The sequence below is a fragment of the Achromobacter sp. LC458 genome (assembly GCF_001005835.2).
Lineage (GTDB): Bacteria > Pseudomonadota > Gammaproteobacteria > Burkholderiales > Burkholderiaceae_B > Achromobacter > Achromobacter spanius_B.
Genome location: NZ_LBHW02000007.1, coordinates 65,683 through 85,135 on the forward strand (window position 1 = coordinate 65,683; position 19,453 = coordinate 85,135).

The following is a 19,453-nucleotide window of genomic DNA, read 5'->3' on the forward strand; positions in this document are numbered from 1 at the left end:
GCGCCTGCCGGGTACGCAGCAAGTGGTGTGCCGCGCAGCGAGGCAACATGCGTTGCGGGGTGCGCCGGGTCCCTTCCGGTTGCCGGGCCGGTTGGTTTTTGGCGGGGCTACCCTGCCCTGCACTTCTTACAACGGCGGTAATAAGTGCCGGGTCGGCCGGGGGGCTACGCGACGGCACGACGCGACGGGGCTCCGCGAGTGGGCCACGCGAGTGGGCCATGCGAGTGGGCCACGCGACTGAACTACACGACTGGACTACACCACTGGACTACGCGCGTGGTGGCGTCCAGCCTATCGGCACCACGCTGCCGTGGACGCAGGCGGCCAATTGCTGTCCGCCTTGCCCCGTCCGCCCCGTCTGCCCCGCTTGCACGGACACGGCGTGGCCCCCTGTGAAATCCGAGAACGCCGGCAGCACGGTGACACCCGCTTGCAGCCAGAACGCGGGCCAATGGCGGGGCACGCCGGGCAATCGGGTTTTGGGATGCACGTGGCCCGCGATGACATGGCGGCCTTGCGGGTCGGGCCTGGGCAGGTGCCGGAACAGAAACGGGCCGTCGGCCTGCTCGTCGCCCAGTTGTCGCATGCCCAGCGCATCGCCCTCCAGGGCGCGGTCGTGATTGCCGATCAGCACCGCCACGTCCAGCCCCGCGTGGGCGCGCCGCCATTGCGCCCAGTCAACGCGCCAATCGGCTTGCGACATCGGCCCATGCAGCACATCCCCCACAATCCACAACTGCCGCGCGCCCGTGTCGTGGACCAGGCGCGTCAGCCGGTCCAGGTCGGCCTGCGTGGCGCCGCGCGGCACGGCGATACCGGCCTGCCGAAACACGTGGCCCTTGCCCAGATGCAGGTCGGCGATGACCAGCCGCGCGCGCGCCGGCCAATACAACGCGCGCTCGCCCAGCAGCAGCACCGGCTCGCCGGCCAGCGTCGTGGGCAAGGCGTGCGCCGAGGGGTCATCCTGCAATTCGGGCATAGCGTTTCTCTAGTTGGGCGGCCGCGCGCTTGACCCGGGCCTGCCAGGTTTCGGTACTGAGTTGCCCGCGCAGGCTTTCGGTCCACAGCGGAAACGACAGCGGCGTCAGCGCGCGCGGCGTGCACAGGTCCAGCGTACGCGTCTGGCAATCTTGCAACGCCGCCATCAGCCGGGGCGCTTCCAGCTGGTTGTCGAACACTTCGCGTTCGGCCTGCGCCAGCAAAAGATGGTCGGGATCGTAGCGGCGCAGCACGTCGTACAGCAGGCCGCTGGACGCCTGCACCTGGCGCAACGAACGGGCGGCCCTGCCCGGCAGCGACGGCGTCAGCAATCCGGCCACGCGCGCAATCTCGCGGAACTGCCGCCGCGCCAGTTCGCCCAGGTTCACGCCGTCGCGCAAATCAGCGGCCATGTGTTCGGGGCTGAGCAATTGGCGCAGCAAGGCGTCGTCCAGCAGCGCGGGCTCGGCCAGCGTCAGCATCAGCCCGTAGTCATTGACCGTATAGGAAAAGGTATTGGGATGGCGCCGGCCCCAGCGCAGCGCCATCATGGCAGCCATGCCTTCGTGCACGGCGCGGCCCGCGAACGGGAACAGGAACAGATGCATGCCGCGCCGCGTGGCAATCTGTTCGGCCAGCAGGCGGCCCGGCGCCGGCAGCGCGCTGGCCTGGCGCTGGATGCGCAGCAGCGGCTCAACGGCGCGCATCTCGGGGTGATCGCCGGGATCGGCATACAGGCTTTGCACTTCGCGCGCCAACTGGGTGGACAGCGGCATGCGCCCGCCCTGCCACGTGGCCACCGGCCCGTCGCCGCCCTTGGCACGCCGCACGTAGGCCGTCATGCCTTCCAGCCGCGCAAGCTCCAGCGTGCGGCCGGCGAACTGGAAGCGGTCACCGGGGCGCAGCCGGGCCAGAAAGCCCTCTTCCACCGACCCCAGGCTGCCGCCGCGCAGGTACTTCACCGACACCGCGCCGTCGGCCGTGATGGTGCCGATGGACAGCCGATGGCGCAGCGCGATGCGGCGGTCGTGCACGCGGTAGCAGCCGTCGTCGTCCTTTTCCACGCGGCGAAATTCCGGGTAGTTCGACAAGGCGCGGCCGCCCTGCACGATGAAGTCCAGCACAGCCTGCCAAGTGGGCGCGTCCAGGGCGGCATAGGCGTGCGTGCCGCGCACCTCTTCGTACAGTGCGTCCGCCTGGAAACCGCCGCCCAATGCCAGCGTGACGGCGTGCTGGGCCAGCACGTCAAGGCTGCCAAGCGGCGGGGGTCGCGACTCGATATCGCCGCGCGCGATGGCCTGGCGGGCGGCGGCGTATTCGACCAGTTCCAGCGCCTGCGCCGGCACGCACACCACATGGCCGGATTCGCCGGGCCGGTGCTTGGCGCGGCCGGCCCGTTGCAGCAGCCGGGCCACGCCTTTGGGGCTGCCCACCTGCAAGACCTGATCCACCGCCGGAAAATCCACGCCCAGGTCCAGGCTGGACGTGGCCACCACGCAGCGGATGCTGCCGTCGCGCAGGCCCTGTTCCGCGCGGGTGCGCAACTTGGGGTCCAGCGAGCCGTGGTGCAGCGCCAGCGTGGCCGGGTCTTCGGGCCAGATCGATTCCAGCGCACGATGCCATAGCTCGGCCTGCGCGCGGGTGTTGGTGAACAGCAGGCTGGCGCGCACGTCGAACAGGCGCTTGTACACGCGCGCCAGTTGCGACAGGCCCAGATGCCCGGCCCACGGCAACGCGCCGCTGCGCTCGGGCAGCAAGGTGGACAGCGTCACCTTGCGCGGCCGTGCGCCGGACACCACCGCGCTGTTCGGCTGATGCGGCAACAACACGTCGCGGGCTTCGTCCAGATTGCCCAGCGTGGCGGACAGGCCCCACATGCGCACGTCGGGCGACAGGCGCCGCAGGCGCGCCAAACACAGTTGCAACAACACGCCGCGCTTGTTGCCCAGCAGCTCGTGCCATTCATCCACCACGATGCACCGCAGCGCCCGAAAGCGCGCCGACGCGTCCGCGTACGACAACAGCAGCGCCAGGGATTCGGGGGTGATGACCAGCACATCGGCCTTGCCCTGGCGCGCCAGCCGTTTGTCGCGGGCGCTGGCGTCGCCGGTACGCAAGGCGACCGTCCAGCCCAGGTCCAGGTCCGCCACCGTGTCGGCCAGGGCGCGCGCCGTGTCGGTGGCCAGCGCCCGCAGCGGCGTCACCCACAGCACGCGCGGCCCCGCGCCGGCCGTGGGTGTGGCACCGGCCCGATCGGCCAGCGCTTGCAGCATCGGCCCGCCAAACGCCGCCAGCGTCTTGCCGCTGCCGGTGGGGGTGTGCAGCAGGCCGGATTCCCCTGCCAGGTAACGCTTCCAGGTCTCTTTCTGAAAAGCCGCCGGGCGCCAGCCGCGCGCTTTGAACCAGGCCGACAGCGGCGCGTCCCAGCCGCGCGGGGGAGCCGTCATCGCGCCAGCGCCTTCAGCGTGTCGAGCTGGTCGGCCTGATCCGCGGGCTTATCGCGCCGCCATCGAAGGATGCGCGGAAAGCGCACCGCCACGCCCGATTTATGGCGCTTGGACAAGTTGACGCCTTCAAACCCCAGTTCAAATACCTGCACCGGGTCCACCGAGCGCACGGGGCCAAAGCGTTCGCGCGTGTGCGCGCGCAGCCAGCGGTCCAGCTCCAGGATTTCCTTGTCGTCCAGGCCCGAGTAGGCCTTGGCGATGGGCACCAGCGCATCGCCCTGCCACAGGCCGAAGGTGTAGTCGGTGTACAGCGTGCTGCGGCGGCCATGGCCCGATTGGGCATACAGCAGGACAGCGTCGATGGTCAGCGGGTCGATCTTCCACTTCCACCAGTCGCCGCGCCGGCGCCCGCTTTGGTACGGGGCCGACGCCCGTTTCAGCATGAAGCCTTCCACATCGCGTTCGCGCGATTCCCTGCGCAAGGCGGCGGCCGCCTCCCAACTGGCGGGCGACACCGCCGGCGATAAGGACAGGCGCGGGTCGGGGTGTTGCCGCAGCAGCGTTTCCAGCATGGTGCGGCGTTCCGACTGGGGCCGCTCGCGCAGGTCGGCGCCGTCCAGCTCCAGCAGGTCATAAGCCAGCATGCGCACGGGCGCTTCCGCCAGCCACTTGGGGCCGGGCTTAAGCCGCTGGATGCGGGTTTGCAACGCGGAAAACGGCATCGGGCCGGCGGCGTCTTCCTGCCAGGCCAGCAGTTCGCCGTCCAGCACGCAGTCCACCCGCAAGGCGTGCGCGGCGGTCTCCACTTCGGGGAACCTTCCGTCCAGCCGCTCTTCTCCGCGCGACCACAGCGCCACTTCGCCATGGCGGCGAATGAGCTGGGCGCGGATGCCGTCCCACTTCCATTCGATCAACCAGTCGTCGATGGGGCCGAGCGTGGCCGGGTTCGCTTCCAGTGGCGAGGCCAGGAAGAACGGGTACGGCTGCTGGCGGTCGCCGGGCAGCGCCTCGGCGCTGAGCAGATCGCGCAGGAACGCCGGGCTGGGCGTCCATGTGCCCAGCATGCGCTGCGCGATCCGGGCGATGGGCACCCCCGACATTTCGGCCAGCGCCTGCTGCACCATGCGTTGCGACACGCCGACCCGTAGCGCGCCCGTCAGCATCTTGTTGAACACCAGCCTTTCCGACAACCCCATGCCGCGCCAGGCGGCCACGATGATGTCGCGGCGTTCGGACTCGTCGCGGTTGGCGATGGGCAGCAGCACTTCTTCGATCCAGTCGGCCAGGCCGCGCTCGGGGTCGGCATGGGCGGGGTCCGGGTCGGGCATCAACAAGGCCAGCGTTTCGGCCAGGTCACCGACCTGGTCATAGCTGGCGTCCACCAGCCACGCCGGGGTATCCGAGGCGGCCGAGATCCACGCGCGCAATTCGGCCGACCCCGCGATCTTGCGTCGCGCGCTGGTGATCTTGCCGCCCGCCAGCAGGTACAGCGCCCATACGGCGTCGCGCGGCGGTGCGTCGCGAAAATACGTGACCAGCGCCGCCCGCTTGTCCAAGGTGGCGGTACTACGGTCCAGTTCCTGATACAGCGCTGCAAATCGCTTCATGCCGGGGTTGGCCTCCTGGGGGTGGGCTTCGCCGTGTTAGTCATCTTCGCCGTACTGGGTGGCCAGGGTTTCGGCCGCCGTACCGGTTTCGTTCAGGATGCGGACCAGTGCGTCCGTGTCGCCATGGGTGGCAATGACGCGGCGCGCGCCGGTCTCGCGGATGGTACGCAGCAAGGCCGGCCAGTCGGCGTGGTCCGACACGACAAAGCCCCGGTCCATGTTGCGCCGCCGACGGTTGCCACGCAGCCGCATCCAGCCGGACGCAAACCCATGCTGCGCCTTGCGAAAGCGCCGCAGCCAGCTGCTGCCAGCGGCGGACGGCGGCGCCAGGATCAGTTCACCGGCAAAGCCGGATCTGGCGACATCGGCCGCGTCGGTGATTGCGTCAGCGACGGCTGCCGCAGCATCGGCTGCCGCAGCGTCGGCTGCCGCAGCATCGGCTGCCGCAGCGCCGGCTGCCGCGACCCCCGCCTGCGCGGGTGCGGCGCGCGTACCGCTTGCGTCAATTACCAGGCGCGTGTCTGCCATGGCGATGCCGGCTTGGCGGTACACGTCCACCCCGGCCGCGATGGCGCCGTGCAGGTAGACGGGCCGGTCGATCCATGGGGCCAGTTCCGCCAACACCCGCTGCGCCTTGCCCAGCGCGTAGCAATACAGGATGGCGGCCTCGCCACGGGCCGCGCAATGGTCGCGCCATTGGACGATGTCGCGCGCCACGTCGGACGTATCGGGCCACCGGTAGATGGGCAGGCCGAAGGTGGCTTCGGTGATGAACGTGTCGCAGGGCACGACTTCGAACGGCGCGCACGTGGGGTCGGGCTGGCGCTTGTAGTCGCCCGACACCACCCACACCTGGCCGTCGACTTCGATGCGCACCTGGGCCGAGCCCAGCACGTGCCCCGCCGAATGCAAGGACACGCGGGCGTTGCCCAGCGTGAAGGTTTCGCCGTATTCATGCACGCGGTAATCCTGCTGCCCCAACCGCCATTGCAGAATCGGCAAACCCTGCGCGCTGGTGTGATAGCAGCCCATGCCCGCGCGGGCGTGGTCGCCGTGGCCGTGGGTCAACACGGCGGTGTCCACCGGCCGCCAGGGGTCGATATAAAACCGGCCAGCCGGACAGTACAGGCCTTCAGGCCGTAGTTGCACGACGTCTTGCATCGAACGCCTCCGGGCATGAGTTGTGCTGATAACGGGGTTGTCTGTCTTTGTCACGATACTTCAAGAGGTCTTATGCGCACGAAGCACATCCTGCTGTTCCTGGTACTGGTTGTTGTTCTGTCCGTGGCGATGTCGATGGCGCCATGGTGACGTGAGCGGCGATGCGGGTGCGGGGCGCTAGCCGGTGCTGTCGCCCGCGCTCCAGCCGCCGCGCAGCGCGCTGGCAAAGCCGCCTTCCACACGCGAATGCGGGCGTGCACTGGTCACGACGCGAGGCAGGTTCGACCAGGCGATGCGCGCCCCACCCTGCTGCAATCGGTCTACCAAGGCCTGGTCCTCGCTGCATGGCAGCGCATCAAAGCCCCCAATGCGTCGGTACGCCCGCGCGGCCACGCCCAGGTTGGCGCCGTGCACGTGGCGGTGGCCATCCTTATCCTGATAAGCCCTTTCAAACGCTTGTCGCGCGTGCTGGGCATGCACGCCGTGTTCGCTCCAGCCGGACACGCCGACCGTGCCGCAAACCACCTCTGCATTCAATGACAACTGATCCACCAGCCAGCGTGGCGACACGCGGGTATCCGCGTCGGTAAACGCCAGCCACCGCGCGCCCGCGCGCAGCAGGTGGCGGGCGCCCCGGGCACGCGCCACGCCAACGTTACGCGCGTCAATTGCCAGGCAATGCACGGGATGGTGGCGCAGCCGTTCGGCCGTGCCGTCTACGCAGTGGTCCAGCACCACAACGATGCGCACCGCCTCGGCACGCAGTTCAGGGTGCCGCGCCGCGCGCAGCACCGCCTGCACACAGGCGTCGATGTGCTGCTCTTCGTTATGCGCCGGAATACAGATACCGATCATGCGTCATCCTTTTGCTGTCGTTGCCAGCCGTTCATCAGGAAAACGTCTTCCCGGTGTTCGAACAGCGGGTTCATGCCGGGCAGCGAGCCCAGCGCCTGGTGCAAGGCGTCGGTGCCCTGCTGGCGGTCGTCGAAGTCAAGCCGCAAATGACAGGCGACCAGTTCCCCGCCGGGGGCGAGGCAACCGTCGATGCCTTGCAAGAACGCCGCCAGGGCGGAGTCGTCAAGGTAGTACCCCAGTTCGGACACGATGATGAGATCGAAGCCGCCTTCAGGCACGGGCGGCCATTGGCGGGGCAGATCCAGCGCCAGCGCCTCGACGTGGGCCATGCCCTGCTCCTGGATGCGTGCACGGCATCGGTCGATGGCGGTTCCGGCAAAATCCACGGCGCATACCTGCCCGCACCGGCCAGCCAGCGGCAGGGTCAGGTCGCCGTTGCCACAGCCCGGCTCGAAGGCATGCGCGTATTGCTCGCGGCCCAGCGAGGCCAGCAGCAGTGCACGCTTGCGCCGTTCGTACCAGGCGCTGGCGATACGCCAAGGGTCGGGATGCTGCCGGTACAGGGCCTCGAAATGGTCCACGCCTACAGTTGCCATGGTGTCTGCTCCGTGCGCACGATTTGGCCCAGCGCGGCCTGGTCGCGTTCGGCGTGGCTTTGCCGGATGAACACCGGCAGGTCCGCCATCACCTGGGCAAAGCCGGCATCGCGGCACAACGGCCCGGCGCCCAAGGCCCGCCCTGCCCGGGTGATGACCTCGGTGGCGGCGGCTTCCACCGCCAGCCGCGCGCGGCCACAGGCCAGCGAGCAGGCGTCATGGGGGTTCGCATCGATGGCGGCGGCGGTCTCGCGCAGGACGGCACGCGCCTGGTCCAGCGCGACGTCGATCGCGCCCAGATGCGCCAAGCGGTGCGGGTCGGCGGACTGCGCCGGCGTTGCCGCCTGGACGGCCGCGGCAATCCGCGTCAGCGCGCCATACCAGCACGCCGCCACACCCGCGCCACCGTGCTGGAAGCCGGGTCTGTCCACGTACGCGCCGGGCGCGCCCACCGGCACACAGACGGCGTTGTTGAACACCACGTTCACGCTGGCCGATGCGCGCATGCCCACGGCTTGCCAGCCTTCTTCGGTGACGGTAACGCCAGGCTGATCCATCGACACGGCGGCCAGGCAGGGCCGGCCGGCCTCGTCCCACGCGCTGACCAGGGCGTGGCTGACCGTGGCCGCGCCGGAACACCAGGCTTTCACGCCGCGCAGGCACGCGGTGGTGTAGGGGTCGAGTGTGTGTGGCTTCCCGCCCTCAGCCCCACCATGCAGGCTGACACGGAAGTCCGGCGGTTCGGCGCACCACACGCCCCAGATACTGCCCGGCGCGGCGAGGTCCGCTGCGTTCAATTCGGCCAGAATCGCCAACGCGTCAGTGTGACCTTCAACCAGTTTGACCAGGCTCAGGTCGACGGCGGCCACCGCGGCCAAGGCCTGCCAGCGGGCCAGCGTTGCGCCGGCACCCGGCAGCGGCAGTTGGTCATATCCCGCCTGTACCAGCAGGCGCAATGCCCGCCCGGGGTCGACCGGAGCGGTCAGTTCGCCAAGCAGTCGGGTGATTTGCGACGGCAATCTTGCGGCGCTCGTCATGAGGCCCCGCGCTTGAAACCCAGCGCGTCCATGGCCTGCCCCACGGATTGGGGCGCATAGTCGTCCCACGGCGCATTGGCGGCATCCAGCCGTTCGTGAATGTTGCTGATGGTCCAGTGCGCGCCGCTGGAAAGCTTGTCCAGTTCGTCCCATGCCACGGGCACCGACACGCCCAAGCCGGGCCGGGCGCGCGCGGACCAGGCCGACACGGTGGTGGCGCCAAAGCCGTTGCGCAGGTAGTCGACAAAGATCTTGCCCACGCGATTCTTCGGCCCGCTCTTGGACACGAATATCTGCGGCAGCGTACGAGCCAGATGCACCACGATGGCTTGCGCGAATGACTTGATGGTGTCCCAGTCGTATTGGCGGCGCAGCGGCACGACGACGTGCAGGCCCTTGCCGCCGCTGGTTTTCAGCCAGCTTTGCAGGCCCAGTTCGTCCAGCATGGTGTGCACCAGCCGGGCGGCCTGCTGCATCGTCGCCCACTTGACCCCTTCGCCCGGGTCCAGGTCGAACAGGACACGGTCGGGCTTGTCGATGGCCGTCTTCACGGCGTTCCAGGTATGGAATTCCACCACGTTCATTTGCACGGCCGACATGATGGCTTCGGGCGTGGGCACCTCCAGCAACGGCGGATGATCCGGGTCCAGCCGGTTGGGCAAGGACTTGACGCCCGGCATCGCGGCTTCCAGGTGCTTTTGAAAGAACAGCTGCCCGTCGATGCCGGCGGGCGCGCGCAGGAAAGACACGGGGCGGCCCTTCAGATGTTCCAGCATCAGCGGGGCAACCAGCCCGTAATAGCGCGCCAGGTCCAGCTTGGTAAGTTTGGTGGACGGGTCGATCACGCGGTCCGGGTTGGTCAGCCGCGCGGGCTTGGCGCGCGTGGGGGCCGCCGCCGTGGTCCGGGCCGGCGCGGGAGCGGCAGTTGTCTTTGTGTTTGTCTGTGCTTTTGCCTTTGCCTCTGTCTTTGCCTGGCGCGCGGTCTTTTTGCCCGACGCGGACGCCGGCTCCTCCTTGGGCGGGGGCGACGGCCGCTCGCGGGTAATCTGGCGGGCGGGTTTATCCTGCCGCAGCCCTCGGAAGACGGAATGGCGGATATGCCCGCCGCTGGTCCATTCGCTGAACGAGACCTCGGCCACCAGCTCAGGCTTGACCCACTGCACGCCGCTGGCCTGCGCGCCACTGACCGTTTTTTTGTCGGTCTGGAGGGCGGCAAGCTGTTTGTGCAAGGCAAGCAGGCCCTGGGTATCAAAACCGGTGCCGACCTTGCCCGCATAGCGCAGCGACCCATCGTCTTCATGCACCGCCAGCAACAGCGCACCCAGCCCTTCCCGGGAGCCCTGCGGCGCGGTGTACCCAACGATGACGAACTCCTGCCGCTGCGCGCACTTGATCTTCAGCCAGCTGTCCGTGCGCCGCGACACATAGGGCGCTGACGGCCGCTTGGCCATGATGCCTTCCAGCCCCATTTTGCAGGCCGAGGCCACCAGGTTCGACGGCGCTTCCTTGAAGGCCGCGCTAAAGCGCAGGTGGTCGTCGTCAGCGGTTTCCATCAGCCGCGCGAGCAGGTCGCGACGCACGGTCAGCGGTTCGTCGCGCAGGTCTCGCAAGCCGATATAGGGCAAGTCGAAGGCGTAAAAGACGATGTCGCCAGTGCGGTCGTTGTCGAACGCGTTTTGCAGCGCCTGGAAGCTGGGCACACCCTGCTCGTTCAGCACCACCACTTCGCCATCCACCCAGGCCCATTTGGCGGGAAGCTTGGCAAAGGCCTGGACGATGTGCGGCAGCTTGGCGCTCCAGTCGTGGCCGTTGCGGGTGTATAGCCTGACCGAATCGCCCTCGATGCGCACCAGCAGCCGGTAGCCGTCGAACTTCAATTCGTACAGCCATTCTTCGGGGTTGGGCGGCATCCCCTCGACCAGCGTGGCCAATTGGGGCTTGAACGTGTCCGGCAGGTCGGACGGGCGGCCGGGCAGCCGGGCGTCGGCGGCGGAATCCGTGTCGGAGCCGGGCTGCTGCGCGTCGGGCGTGGCGCGCCGAGCGGCGGGCTGGGTGGTGGCCGCGTTGTCACGCAGCGGCACCACGCTGTCCGGCATTTCGTCGACCACGCTGAATTCGCGTTCCGGGCGGGCATAGGCGTCGCGGTCTTTGATCAGCAGCCACGGCGGCTGTTTGTCGCTTTCCTTGCCCTTCATGCGCACCAGCGCCCAGCGCCCCTGCATCTTTTTGCCTTGCAGGTCGAACTTCAGGTGGCCCTCGCGATACCCTTTGCGGGCGTCGCCCACGGGGGCCCACACGCCCTCGTCCCAGATGATGACTTTGCCGGCGCCGTACTGCCCTTCAGGTATCTGGCCTTCAAACTGGTTATAGGCAATGGGGTGGTCTTCGACCTGCACCGCCATGCGCTTGACCGACGGATCAAAGCACGGCCCCTTGGGCACCGCCCAGCTTTTCATGGCGCCATCCAGCTCCAGCCGAAAGTCGTAATGCAGCCGGCTGGCCCAGTGCTTCTGGATCACAAACGCGCGCGCCTCCTCATTGGCCTGCCCGCCCTCCATCGGCTCGGAGGTCACCTGGAAATTGCGCTTTTGACGATAGGTTTTCAGGCTGTCGGCCATATCACGCCGCCTTGCGCGACCGGGTCGAGGTCTTCGCGCTCTTGGTGGTCTTCTTTGAGGCCGACTTGGTGGCCGACTTGGTCGCGGTCTTGGCGGAGGCTTTGGTGGCGGTCTTCGCGGAGGTCTTCGATGGTGTCTTGCCCGACGCCGATTTCTTCGCGGCGGGCTTTTCCTTGCTGCCGTCCCTGGTCGTGTCGCCGGACTTCTTTGCCCCACCCTTCAGGCTGCGTTGCAGCAGCTCCGTCAGGTCGATGACGTTATCCGCGTACGCGGGCGCTTCCTCTTGCGGCTCGATCACCGTTTCGGTCTTGCCGGCCTTCACCTTTTTGTCCACCAGCTCCATGACGGCGGCCTTGAACTCGTCCTTGTATTGCTCCGGGTCCCATTTGCCCGCCATATCCTCGACCAGCATCTGCGCCATTTTCAATTCGCTGGCGCTTGGCGACATGGCCTTGGAGCCCGCCTTGGGCAGGTCCAGGTCGTCCATGGATTTGACCTCGTCGCCCCACCGCATCAGGTTCAGCACCAGCGCGTCGCCAGACGGGATCAGCGCGGCCAGATGCTGCTTGGTCTGGATCACCACCTTGGCGATGCCGATCTTGCCGGTCTTGGTCAGCGTGTCGCGCAGTAAGGCGTACACCTTCTGCCCTTTGTTGATGGGGGCGATGTAATAGGGGCGCTCCAGGTAGACGAACGGCACGTCGCCGGCATCCACGAATTGCTGTATCTCGATGGTCTGCGTGGTGCGCGGATAGGCGTCGTTGATTTCGTCAGGCGACAGGATGACGTACTGGCCGTCTTCGTATTCCACGCCCTTGACGATGTTGTCCCTGTCGATTTCCTTGCCGGTCCGCTTATTGATGCGCTTGTAGCCCACCGGGTCCATCGAGCGCTTGTCCAGCCAATCAAAATCCACGCCGGAGTCCGTGGTGGCCGTGTGCAGGCCAACCGGGATATGGACGAGGCCAAACGAAATTGCCCCTTTCCAGATGGTTCTAGTTGCCATGATCAGCTCCTCTTTTTTACGCCCATCTCAGCAAGTGGCGTGCCTGCGCCCGCGCGTAAACAAAAGAAAAAGCAGAACGATTGTCGGGCCAAGCAACCATGTACAGGCCATGTACAAGCCATGTACAGCCCTAGAAATTACTTTAACTATTTCACTTCAACAACATCATTTATTACCGTTGAATCAATGGGTTATGCCTGGATTATCAGGTGATTTCTACGCACCGGAATGCAACTATCGCCGCCCTAGCCCCTCCGCAAGGGAAAACCCGCAGAAACTTTTTCTGCCACCGTCCAGTCGCAATTTGTTCTTGTTCAGGCAATTGTCAGGCGGGTTCAACGCGCCCGCTTCCGCCCCTTTTCCTAGAGGTTTCCATGACCCTGCCCTGCCCGCGTGTTGTGACGCCGCGTCCGCCCACATTCAGCGACGCGCGGGAGGTCAGGCAATGACCGGCGCCGCCAAGACCATCGACGGCGTGACGCCCGCCGGCTTGTCCGTCATGGACGCCACCGTCGTGCTGATTGGCGTGGTCGTGGGCATCGGCATCTTCGGCTTTCCGCCCCTGGTGGCCCAGCACGCCACCTCTGAAGCGATGTATATCGCGCTGTGGTGCGCGGGCGGGCTGGTGATGCTGGTGGGCGCGCTGTGCTATGCGGAACTGGGGTCCGCCTACCCCGGCGCGGGCGGCGAATACCTGTACCTGACCCGGGCCTGGGGCGCGCGCGTGGGGCTGATGTTCGCCTGGGCGCGGTGCACGGTGATCCAGACCGGCGCCATCGCGGTCGTGGCCTACATCTATGGCGACTACGCCCAACGCTTGATGCCGCTAGGCGCGCACGGGCCCGCCTTGCACGCGGCAATGTCCGTGGTGGCGCTGACCGCGCTGAACGTGGTGGGCACCCGCTATTCCAAACGGCTGCAATGGGTATTTACGGTGTTGACGCTGCTGGCGCTAAGCGCGGTGCTGGTGGCCAGTTTGTCGGCATCGGGCGGCGACACGGCGCCCTTGGCCGCCCCAACGGCGTTGGTGGGCAACCCGGCCGGGCTGATGGGCATGGGCATGGTGTTTGTGTTGCTGACTTACGGCGGCTGGAACGAAGCCGCTTATCTCAGCGGCGAACTGCGCGATCCGGGGCGCAACATGAGCCGGGTACTGCTGATCGGCACCGCCGTGGTGACGGGCGCCTACGTGCTGACAAACCTGGCATTGCTGGAGATCTTCGGCTTGCAGGGCTTGCGTGATACCCCCGCGCTGGCCGCCGACGTCATGCAACTGGCCGCCGGCCCCTACGCCGCCGCGCTGCTCAGCCTGACGATCTGCGCCACGGCCTTGAGCACCATCAACGGCACCATCATTACCGGGGCACGGGTGTATTACGCGCTGGGCCGCGACGTGCCCAAGCTGCACGCGCTATCCGGCTGGAGCGCGCGCAATGAAACGCCGGTGGCCGCGCTGCTGGTACAGGGCGCGATCACGCTGGCGCTGGTGGGCTTGGGCGCGTTCAGCCAGAACAGCGTGCAGACGCTGGTGGCTTATACGGCGCCCGTGTTCTGGCTGTTCATGCTGCTGGTGGCGGCGTCCGTGTGGCGGTTGCGCCAGCGCGATCCGCAGCGCGCCCGGCCGTTTCGCGTGCCGCTATACCCCCTTCCCCCTTTGCTGCTGGGCCTGACCTGCGCCGGCCTGGTGGTGTCCAGCGCCGTGTACGCCGGCGCAGGCGCGCTGATCGGCCTGGCGGTGCTGGCGGCGGGTGTGCCGCTGCTGCATCTGCTCAAGCCGGCCCGCTTGCCGGGTTGATTGATGACTTACGCCCTCTGACCGCTGACCTTTCGCCATCCGATCCACAAGGAGCCATCATGCAAGCCTCACCCCGCTCAGCCGTTTCCGTTCGCCGCTCGCCCGCCGCCGATGCCCCGGCCCGGTCACGATTGCGCCTGATTGCCACCGCCACCGCCATGGCGCTGTCCATTGCCTTCGCGGCGTCGGCACTGGCGCAGACCGCCGCCAAGCCCGCAGGCCAGAACGCGCCGCAAGGCGCGTCCAAGGATGACTACGTGCCCAACGTGGGCCAGGACGGCAAGGACGTCATCTGGGTGCCCACGCCGCAGTCGCTGGTGGACAAGATGCTGGACATGGCCAAGGTGACGCCGCAGGACCGCTTGATGGACCTGGGTTCGGGCGATGGCCGCACCGTCATCACGGCCGCGCAGCGCGGGCTGACCGCGCAAGGTATTGAGTACAACCCCGACCTGGTGGAACTGTCGCGCCGCAATGCGCAACGCGCCGGCGTGGCCGACCGGGCCACGTTTGTCGCGGCCGACCTGTTCCAGACGGACCTGTCCAAAGCCGATGTCATCACCATGTTCCTGCTGTCCACCATCAATGAAAAGCTGCGCCCGACGCTGTTGCAGCTAAAGCCGGGCACGCGGGTGGTGTCCAACACGTTCCGCATGGGCGACTGGGAGCCGGACGCGTCCGAGACGGTCACCAAAGAATGCTCGACCTACTGCACGGCGCTGCTGTGGATCGTGCCGGCCAAGGTGGAGGGTAAATGGGAGGTCGACGGGCAGACGCTGCGCCTGACCCAGCGCTACCAGATGCTGTCCGGCAAGCTGGGTTCAAACGACATTTCGGACGCGCGTATGGACGGCAACGCCATCTCGTTCACCGTCAACGGGGTGCGCTACAGCGGCCAGGTCAACGGCAAAACGATGAGCGGGACGGCCGACGGCAAGGGCGCATGGACGGCCAGGCGGGCATGATGGCAGCGCGGGTTTGACCCCGCAGCTTCTCATGCAATAGCATCCGTTGCATGAGAAGAGACAGCAAACTATCCGGCGTGCTTCACGTCCTGCTTCATATGGCCGAGGCGCCCGGCCCGATGACGTCCGAAGACCTGGGCCGGGTGATGCAGACCAACCCGGTCGTCATCCGCCGCATCATGGCGGGGCTGCGCGACCAGCGGTTGGTCAGCTCTGAAAAAGGCCACGGCGGCGGCTGGACGCTGTCATGCGACTTCAACGCCGTGACCCTGCGTGACATCTATGAAGCGTTGGGCGCGCCGGAGATTTTCGCCATGGGCAACCGCAGCGAATCGCCGGGCTGCCTGGTGGAAGCCGCCGTGAACAAGGCACTGGACGGCGCATTTGAAGAAGCCGAAGCCTTGCTGATGGCGCGTTTTGGTGGCGTCACGCTGGCGGCGCTAAGCCGGGAATTTCACGAGGGCATGCTTAAGGATGGGCGGCAGGTGGATTGGCATGGGCCAACGGCGGGCTGACACTTACCGCCCGGCGCGCCACGCCGCCAAGGTGGATTCGACCAGCGCGATCTCCGTCGGCGCCATGCCGGCGGCTTCGTAATAGCGGTGGCGCTCGGCCACTACGCTGCGCACCGCGTCCACGATGGACTGCGCGGCGGCCTCGGACCGCAGGCCAAAGCGGCGGTACTGCGTCAGGCAGTTGTCAAAGGTGCTGTCGCGCCCGTGCTCGCCGATATGCAGGTAGTGGCGCGCCGAGCCTTCCTGCGTCACCACGTCAAAAAGCGGCGATAGCCGATAGGTGTGCGCGTTCTTGTCCTTCAGGAAACCGACGTTTTTCAGATGGTCGTCGGTGTTGTGCACGGCCACGTTCAGCACCATGCGCGCGTATAGCTCTTTCAGGTCCTGCACGGGGTTGGACGAAATGCGGCGCGTCACGTCCGCCAGCCGCGCATAGGAATACGTTGCCCTGCCCTCCGGGCCATCCAGATCGCGTTTGCCGATGCGCACGGGCGGACTGATCAAGGATGCGCCGCTAAGAAAATGGCGGCGGGCCACGACCGGCGCAGCGCCTGGCGCCGGCGGCAGCAGCTCGCGGTCAAAGCGGTGCGTCAGCAGCACGGCGCCCAGATGCGTTTCGGTCAGCCGGATGTCCGGCACGGTCAGGCCGATGGCGCGAGCCATTTGAAGGTTGGCGAATTCGATACGCTGGCGGTCATAGGAATCGCCCCGGCGCGGAAACTTCGCGATCCACATTTCGCCGGCTTCGTCGCGCACGATGGTCTTGGGCCGGGCCCCGCCGATATCCCACGAACTGCCCAGGATGTCGCGGTACAGGCCCTTGGGCTTGACGCCCTGGTCGATGTCGGTCAGCAGGTCGGCCAGGGATTCCAATTGGCTGACTTCGGGCAAGCGGTAGGTTTTGCGCATGTTGGGCGTCAACAGGCGCGCGCTGAAGAATAACGCCCCGACGCCCATGCCCCGGCCCCGCAGCAGCACCTCGTCTTCCGTGACGCGGGCGCCGGCCTTGTCCACCCGCATCACATTGCGGCCCCAGGCGTCGGGCGCGGCGTCGAAAATGGCGCCCAGCGTTTCATAGCGGCTCTCGGTGCGAAACGTGGTCTTGGCGTCGATCAGCGGCAGGTTCAAGGGGTCCAGCGCGAAGGCGCGGGCGTCGTTCACATACGACTGCACGTAGGTGAATTCGGCAAAGAAAAGCGATTCTGATGAGTCGTCCAGCGTCAGTACGCCAGCCAGCACCGCTTCGCCGCGTATGTCGACGTAGACAAAGAGCTCGCTTTCTACCGATTTGAGTTTGCGGGCGCGTGCCATCCCGGGTGCGTCCTAAAGCTTGGACGGATCGGCGCGATGCGCGTGCAGCGCACCGCCGCTGCCCCGGCTTGGCCGCCGCAGCGCGTCCAGGCGCTTGCCCACGCCATCCTGCTCGGGGTCGCCCAAGGCGAATACCTGCTCGCTGTAGCCGTATTGCAGCAGCGCTTCAATGGCCAGGGCCAGCGACACGCCGCCATCGCCGCGTTCCAGCCGCGCGACGGTGGCGCGCGACACACCAAGCCGATCGGCCAACGCGCTTTCGGACTCCGCTCGGCGCAGGCGGGCGGTTCGGATGTTGGCGCCCAGGCGTGCCAGCGCCTCGGCGGCGTCAAAACTGGGGGCTAGCTTCTTTTTCATGACGCAATAATAGAACCGTGCGCGGGGAAATGCACGATTAATAAGGCATTCAATCGGCGTTTATGAATCATTAATAGCGCAAAAAGTAGACTTCTGCGCTATTAACGATGCAATTCGTGAGGCCGAAACCCAGCCCTTACACCACCACCGCCTGGTCCAGCCGCAATGCCCCCCGCGCCGTGTCCAACGTCACCTGTGCACCTAGGGGAAGGGTCAGATTGGGGTCGCCATGGCCGCTGGGCCATGCGCCCAGGATTGGTATGTTGCGCGCCCGAAACTGTTCAAGGATCAGCGGGTACAGCAGGCCTTGCGCTTGATCGTCGTCCATGCGCACGCCTAGCCGCGTGAAATTGCCGACCAGCAAGCCCTTCACGCCCTCAAACTTGCCCGCCGCCGCCAATTGCGCCAGCAGGCGGTCCACGCGCGGAATGGCTTCGTTGACGTCTTCGATGAACAGGATGGCGTCGCGCGTGTCGATGTCGTTGCGGGTGCCGGTAAGCGCGGCGATCAGCGCCAGGTTGCCGCCCACCAGCCTGCCGCTTGCCACGCCCGGCACCAGCTCGGTAGGCAGCGCGTCTTGCGGGGGCGCGATCCACGAGCCTGGTCCCATCTGCCCGCTGACCATCGCCCACAAATTGGATTCCGTGGGCTCGCGTTTGCCGGCCAAAAGGTCCTGCGCCAGCATCGGCCCGTGAAACGTCACAAAGCCGGCATGGCGCTGGATGGCCAGGTGCAGCGCGGTGATGTCGCTATAGCCGATGAAGGGCTTGGCGTGTCGACGCAGCAGCCCGTAATCCAGATGATTCAGCAGGCGCCAGGAGCCAAAGCCGCCTTGCAGGCACCAAACGGCGCCCACGCCGGGGTCGGCAAAGGCCGCGTGCAGGTCGGCCAGGCGGTCGGCATCGCTGCCGGCCAGATATTCGTAGGGAGGGTCCAGGCGGGTGCGGCTGGCGGGCATGACCTGGGCGACAAAACCCCGGGCTTCCACCCATTCGGCCGCATCGTCACTGGCATTGGTGGCGGCCGAGGCCGGCGCCACAATCGCCACCCGCGCGCCGGGCCGCAACGCGGGCACCGGCGTCGCGCCCTTGCCATTCGGGGGCGGTGGCGGCGTGGGCCGTTGCAAGGCCGGATTGGTCGGCGTGTGGCGGCCGCTGGGCGCGCGGCCGGCGCAACCGGCCAGCGCCAACGCCGACAGGCACAGGGCCCCGCCCTGTTTCAAAAATCCGCGTCGTCCGGAATCGGCAGGGAACGGGGGCATGCCAGGCAGGGTCATGGTTGCGGTTCGCTTGTGCTGAGGCTGGCAGTGACTTGCTGGGCGTTCAGTGCGTTCAGTGGTGCTTGCTGCGGCTTAAAACCGCTCGTAGTCCAGCCGATAACGCCACTGGCCGGCCGCCATGCCCGCCAGCGGCAGCCGGCCGATGCGGATGCGGCGTAGCTGCTGCAACTGCAAGCCGGCGGTATCGCACACGTATTCGATAAAGCCCAGCGGCGGCGTCTTCAGTGCAAAGCGCAGATGGGTTTCGTTTTGCCAGCTGACCTTCATGGGCGTGGCGGCGCGGCCTTCAAAAGCCATGCCGCGTTGCAGGCGGGCCAGGTCGCTGTCGCTGAGTTTGCCCGTGACTTGCGCCACGTATTCCTGCTCGACCAGCTTGCCCTCTTCCATCAGCTTGCGCGACACCGCGTATTCCTGCGTGTAAACGACCAGACCGCTGGCCGCGCGCTCCAGCGGCGTGACGAGCTTCAGGCCGTTGAACATGCGTTTCAGATAGCGCCGGCCCGAGCGGTCGCCGGGCATCAGGTTCTTGGGAATGATCAGGTCCAGCGCGGACCCGGGCTCGTTGTCGGCATAGGTGCCGGCCGGTTTGTACACCAGCACCGTCACGGGCTTGATGTCTTCCAGCTTGGCGCCGGGCAACAGAGCAACGGTCTGGCCGGGGGCCACGCGCGCGCCGGGTTCTTCAACCGTCTTGCCATCCACGGCCACCCATCCGCCTTCGATATACCGTTCGGCGTCGCCGCGCGAGCAAGACAGATCCGCGGCCAGTCGCTTGGCCAGGCGTACGCTTTCGGTCATTGTTGCGGCCCCCGGACGGCGGGCGTGGCCGGGGTTTGAAGAAGGTGAATACTGCTTGTGTAGGACAAAAGCGGGTGCATCGTCATGGGGTATTGCGCGGGGCGTTGCAAAAAAGCGGGCTGAGCGCC

At 67.0% G+C, this 19,453-nt stretch carries 16 protein-coding genes; 3 read left to right on the forward strand and 13 right to left on the reverse strand.

What is annotated here, in order from left to right; translation table 11 throughout:
• Window positions 1–268 precede the first annotated feature (268 nt).
• The 9 genes from pdeM to YH64_RS08140 all read right to left on the reverse strand — a co-directional run bounded on the left by pdeM (window position 269) and on the right by YH64_RS08140 (window position 12,305).
• The gene (gene pdeM, locus YH64_RS08100; protein ID WP_046805682.1) at window positions 269–979 is read right to left on the reverse strand and encodes a ligase-associated DNA damage response endonuclease PdeM; all 711 of its coding nucleotides are present in this window, start codon (window positions 977–979) and stop codon (window positions 269–271) included.
• Window positions 960–3,425 (reverse strand): ligase-associated DNA damage response DEXH box helicase, encoded by a 2,466-nt coding sequence (locus tag YH64_RS08105; protein WP_046805681.1) that lies wholly within the window; start codon window positions 3,423–3,425, stop codon window positions 960–962. The genes pdeM and YH64_RS08105 overlap by 20 nt, the downstream gene beginning before the upstream one ends.
• Window positions 3,422–5,032: an ATP-dependent DNA ligase gene (locus YH64_RS08110; protein WP_046805680.1), complete on the reverse strand. Its 1,611-nt coding sequence runs from the start codon at window positions 5,030–5,032 to the stop codon at window positions 3,422–3,424. Before YH64_RS08110 ends, YH64_RS08105 begins: the two co-directional genes overlap by 4 nt.
• Before the next feature lie 36 nt (window positions 5,033–5,068).
• The gene (locus YH64_RS08115; RefSeq protein ID WP_046805679.1) at window positions 5,069–6,193 is read right to left on the reverse strand and encodes an mRNA 3'-end processing factor; all 1,125 of its coding nucleotides are present in this window, start codon (window positions 6,191–6,193) and stop codon (window positions 5,069–5,071) included.
• Between the two features lie 177 nt (window positions 6,194–6,370).
• The gene (locus YH64_RS08120; RefSeq protein WP_046805678.1) at window positions 6,371–7,048 is read right to left on the reverse strand and encodes a glycosyltransferase family 2 protein; all 678 of its coding nucleotides are present in this window, start codon (window positions 7,046–7,048) and stop codon (window positions 6,371–6,373) included.
• A complete protein-coding gene (locus YH64_RS08125; RefSeq protein ID WP_046805677.1) occupies window positions 7,045–7,644 on the reverse strand; it encodes a bifunctional 2-polyprenyl-6-hydroxyphenol methylase/3-demethylubiquinol 3-O-methyltransferase UbiG in 600 nt (199 codons plus the stop codon). The genes YH64_RS08120 and YH64_RS08125 overlap by 4 nt, the downstream gene beginning before the upstream one ends.
• A complete protein-coding gene (locus YH64_RS08130) occupies window positions 7,632–8,681 on the reverse strand; it encodes an acyl-CoA dehydrogenase (RefSeq protein ID WP_052946047.1) in 1,050 nt (349 codons plus the stop codon). The genes YH64_RS08125 and YH64_RS08130 overlap by 13 nt, the downstream gene beginning before the upstream one ends.
• Window positions 8,678–11,299, reverse strand: coding sequence for a DNA ligase D (gene ligD, locus YH64_RS08135; protein ID WP_046805676.1), 2,622 nt, complete (start codon window positions 11,297–11,299; stop codon window positions 8,678–8,680). Before ligD ends, YH64_RS08130 begins: the two co-directional genes overlap by 4 nt.
• Window position 11,300: 1 nt before the next feature.
• Complete coding sequence (locus tag YH64_RS08140; protein WP_046805675.1) at window positions 11,301–12,305, reverse strand: Ku protein; 1,005 nt, start codon at window positions 12,303–12,305, stop codon at window positions 11,301–11,303.
• A 445-nt stretch (window positions 12,306–12,750) separates the two neighbouring features.
• Here YH64_RS08140 and YH64_RS08145 point away from each other — a divergent pair, with 445 nt between their 5' ends.
• From YH64_RS08145 to YH64_RS08155, 3 genes are read left to right on the forward strand one after another with little or no spacing between them, the layout of a single operon-like run.
• Window positions 12,751–14,100: an APC family permease gene (locus YH64_RS08145; RefSeq protein WP_046805674.1), complete on the forward strand. Its 1,350-nt coding sequence runs from the start codon at window positions 12,751–12,753 to the stop codon at window positions 14,098–14,100.
• Between the two features lie 59 nt (window positions 14,101–14,159).
• Complete coding sequence (locus tag YH64_RS08150) at window positions 14,160–15,065, forward strand: cyclopropane-fatty-acyl-phospholipid synthase family protein (RefSeq protein ID WP_082134533.1); 906 nt, start codon at window positions 14,160–14,162, stop codon at window positions 15,063–15,065.
• A 50-nt stretch (window positions 15,066–15,115) separates the two neighbouring features.
• A complete protein-coding gene (locus YH64_RS08155) occupies window positions 15,116–15,580 on the forward strand; it encodes an Rrf2 family transcriptional regulator (RefSeq protein WP_046805673.1) in 465 nt (154 codons plus the stop codon).
• Between the two features lie 3 nt (window positions 15,581–15,583).
• On the opposite strand, the gene YH64_RS08160 is transcribed toward YH64_RS08155, so the two are convergent.
• From YH64_RS08160 to YH64_RS08175, 4 genes are all read right to left on the reverse strand, one after another.
• Window positions 15,584–16,891 (reverse strand): type II toxin-antitoxin system HipA family toxin, encoded by a 1,308-nt coding sequence (locus YH64_RS08160; protein WP_143215289.1) that lies wholly within the window; start codon window positions 16,889–16,891, stop codon window positions 15,584–15,586.
• A gap of 12 nt (window positions 16,892–16,903) precedes the next feature.
• A complete protein-coding gene (locus YH64_RS08165) occupies window positions 16,904–17,248 on the reverse strand; it encodes a helix-turn-helix transcriptional regulator (protein WP_046805671.1) in 345 nt (114 codons plus the stop codon).
• Between the two features lie 136 nt (window positions 17,249–17,384).
• Window positions 17,385–18,509 carry an LD-carboxypeptidase gene (locus YH64_RS08170; protein ID WP_370512729.1) on the reverse strand — a complete coding sequence of 375 codons (1,125 nt, stop codon included), beginning with the start codon at window positions 18,507–18,509 and terminating at the stop codon, window positions 17,385–17,387.
• Between the two features lie 90 nt (window positions 18,510–18,599).
• Window positions 18,600–19,325 (reverse strand): RNA pseudouridine synthase, encoded by a 726-nt coding sequence (locus YH64_RS08175; protein ID WP_046805670.1) that lies wholly within the window; start codon window positions 19,323–19,325, stop codon window positions 18,600–18,602.
• Between the last annotated feature and the right edge of the window lie 128 nt (window positions 19,326–19,453).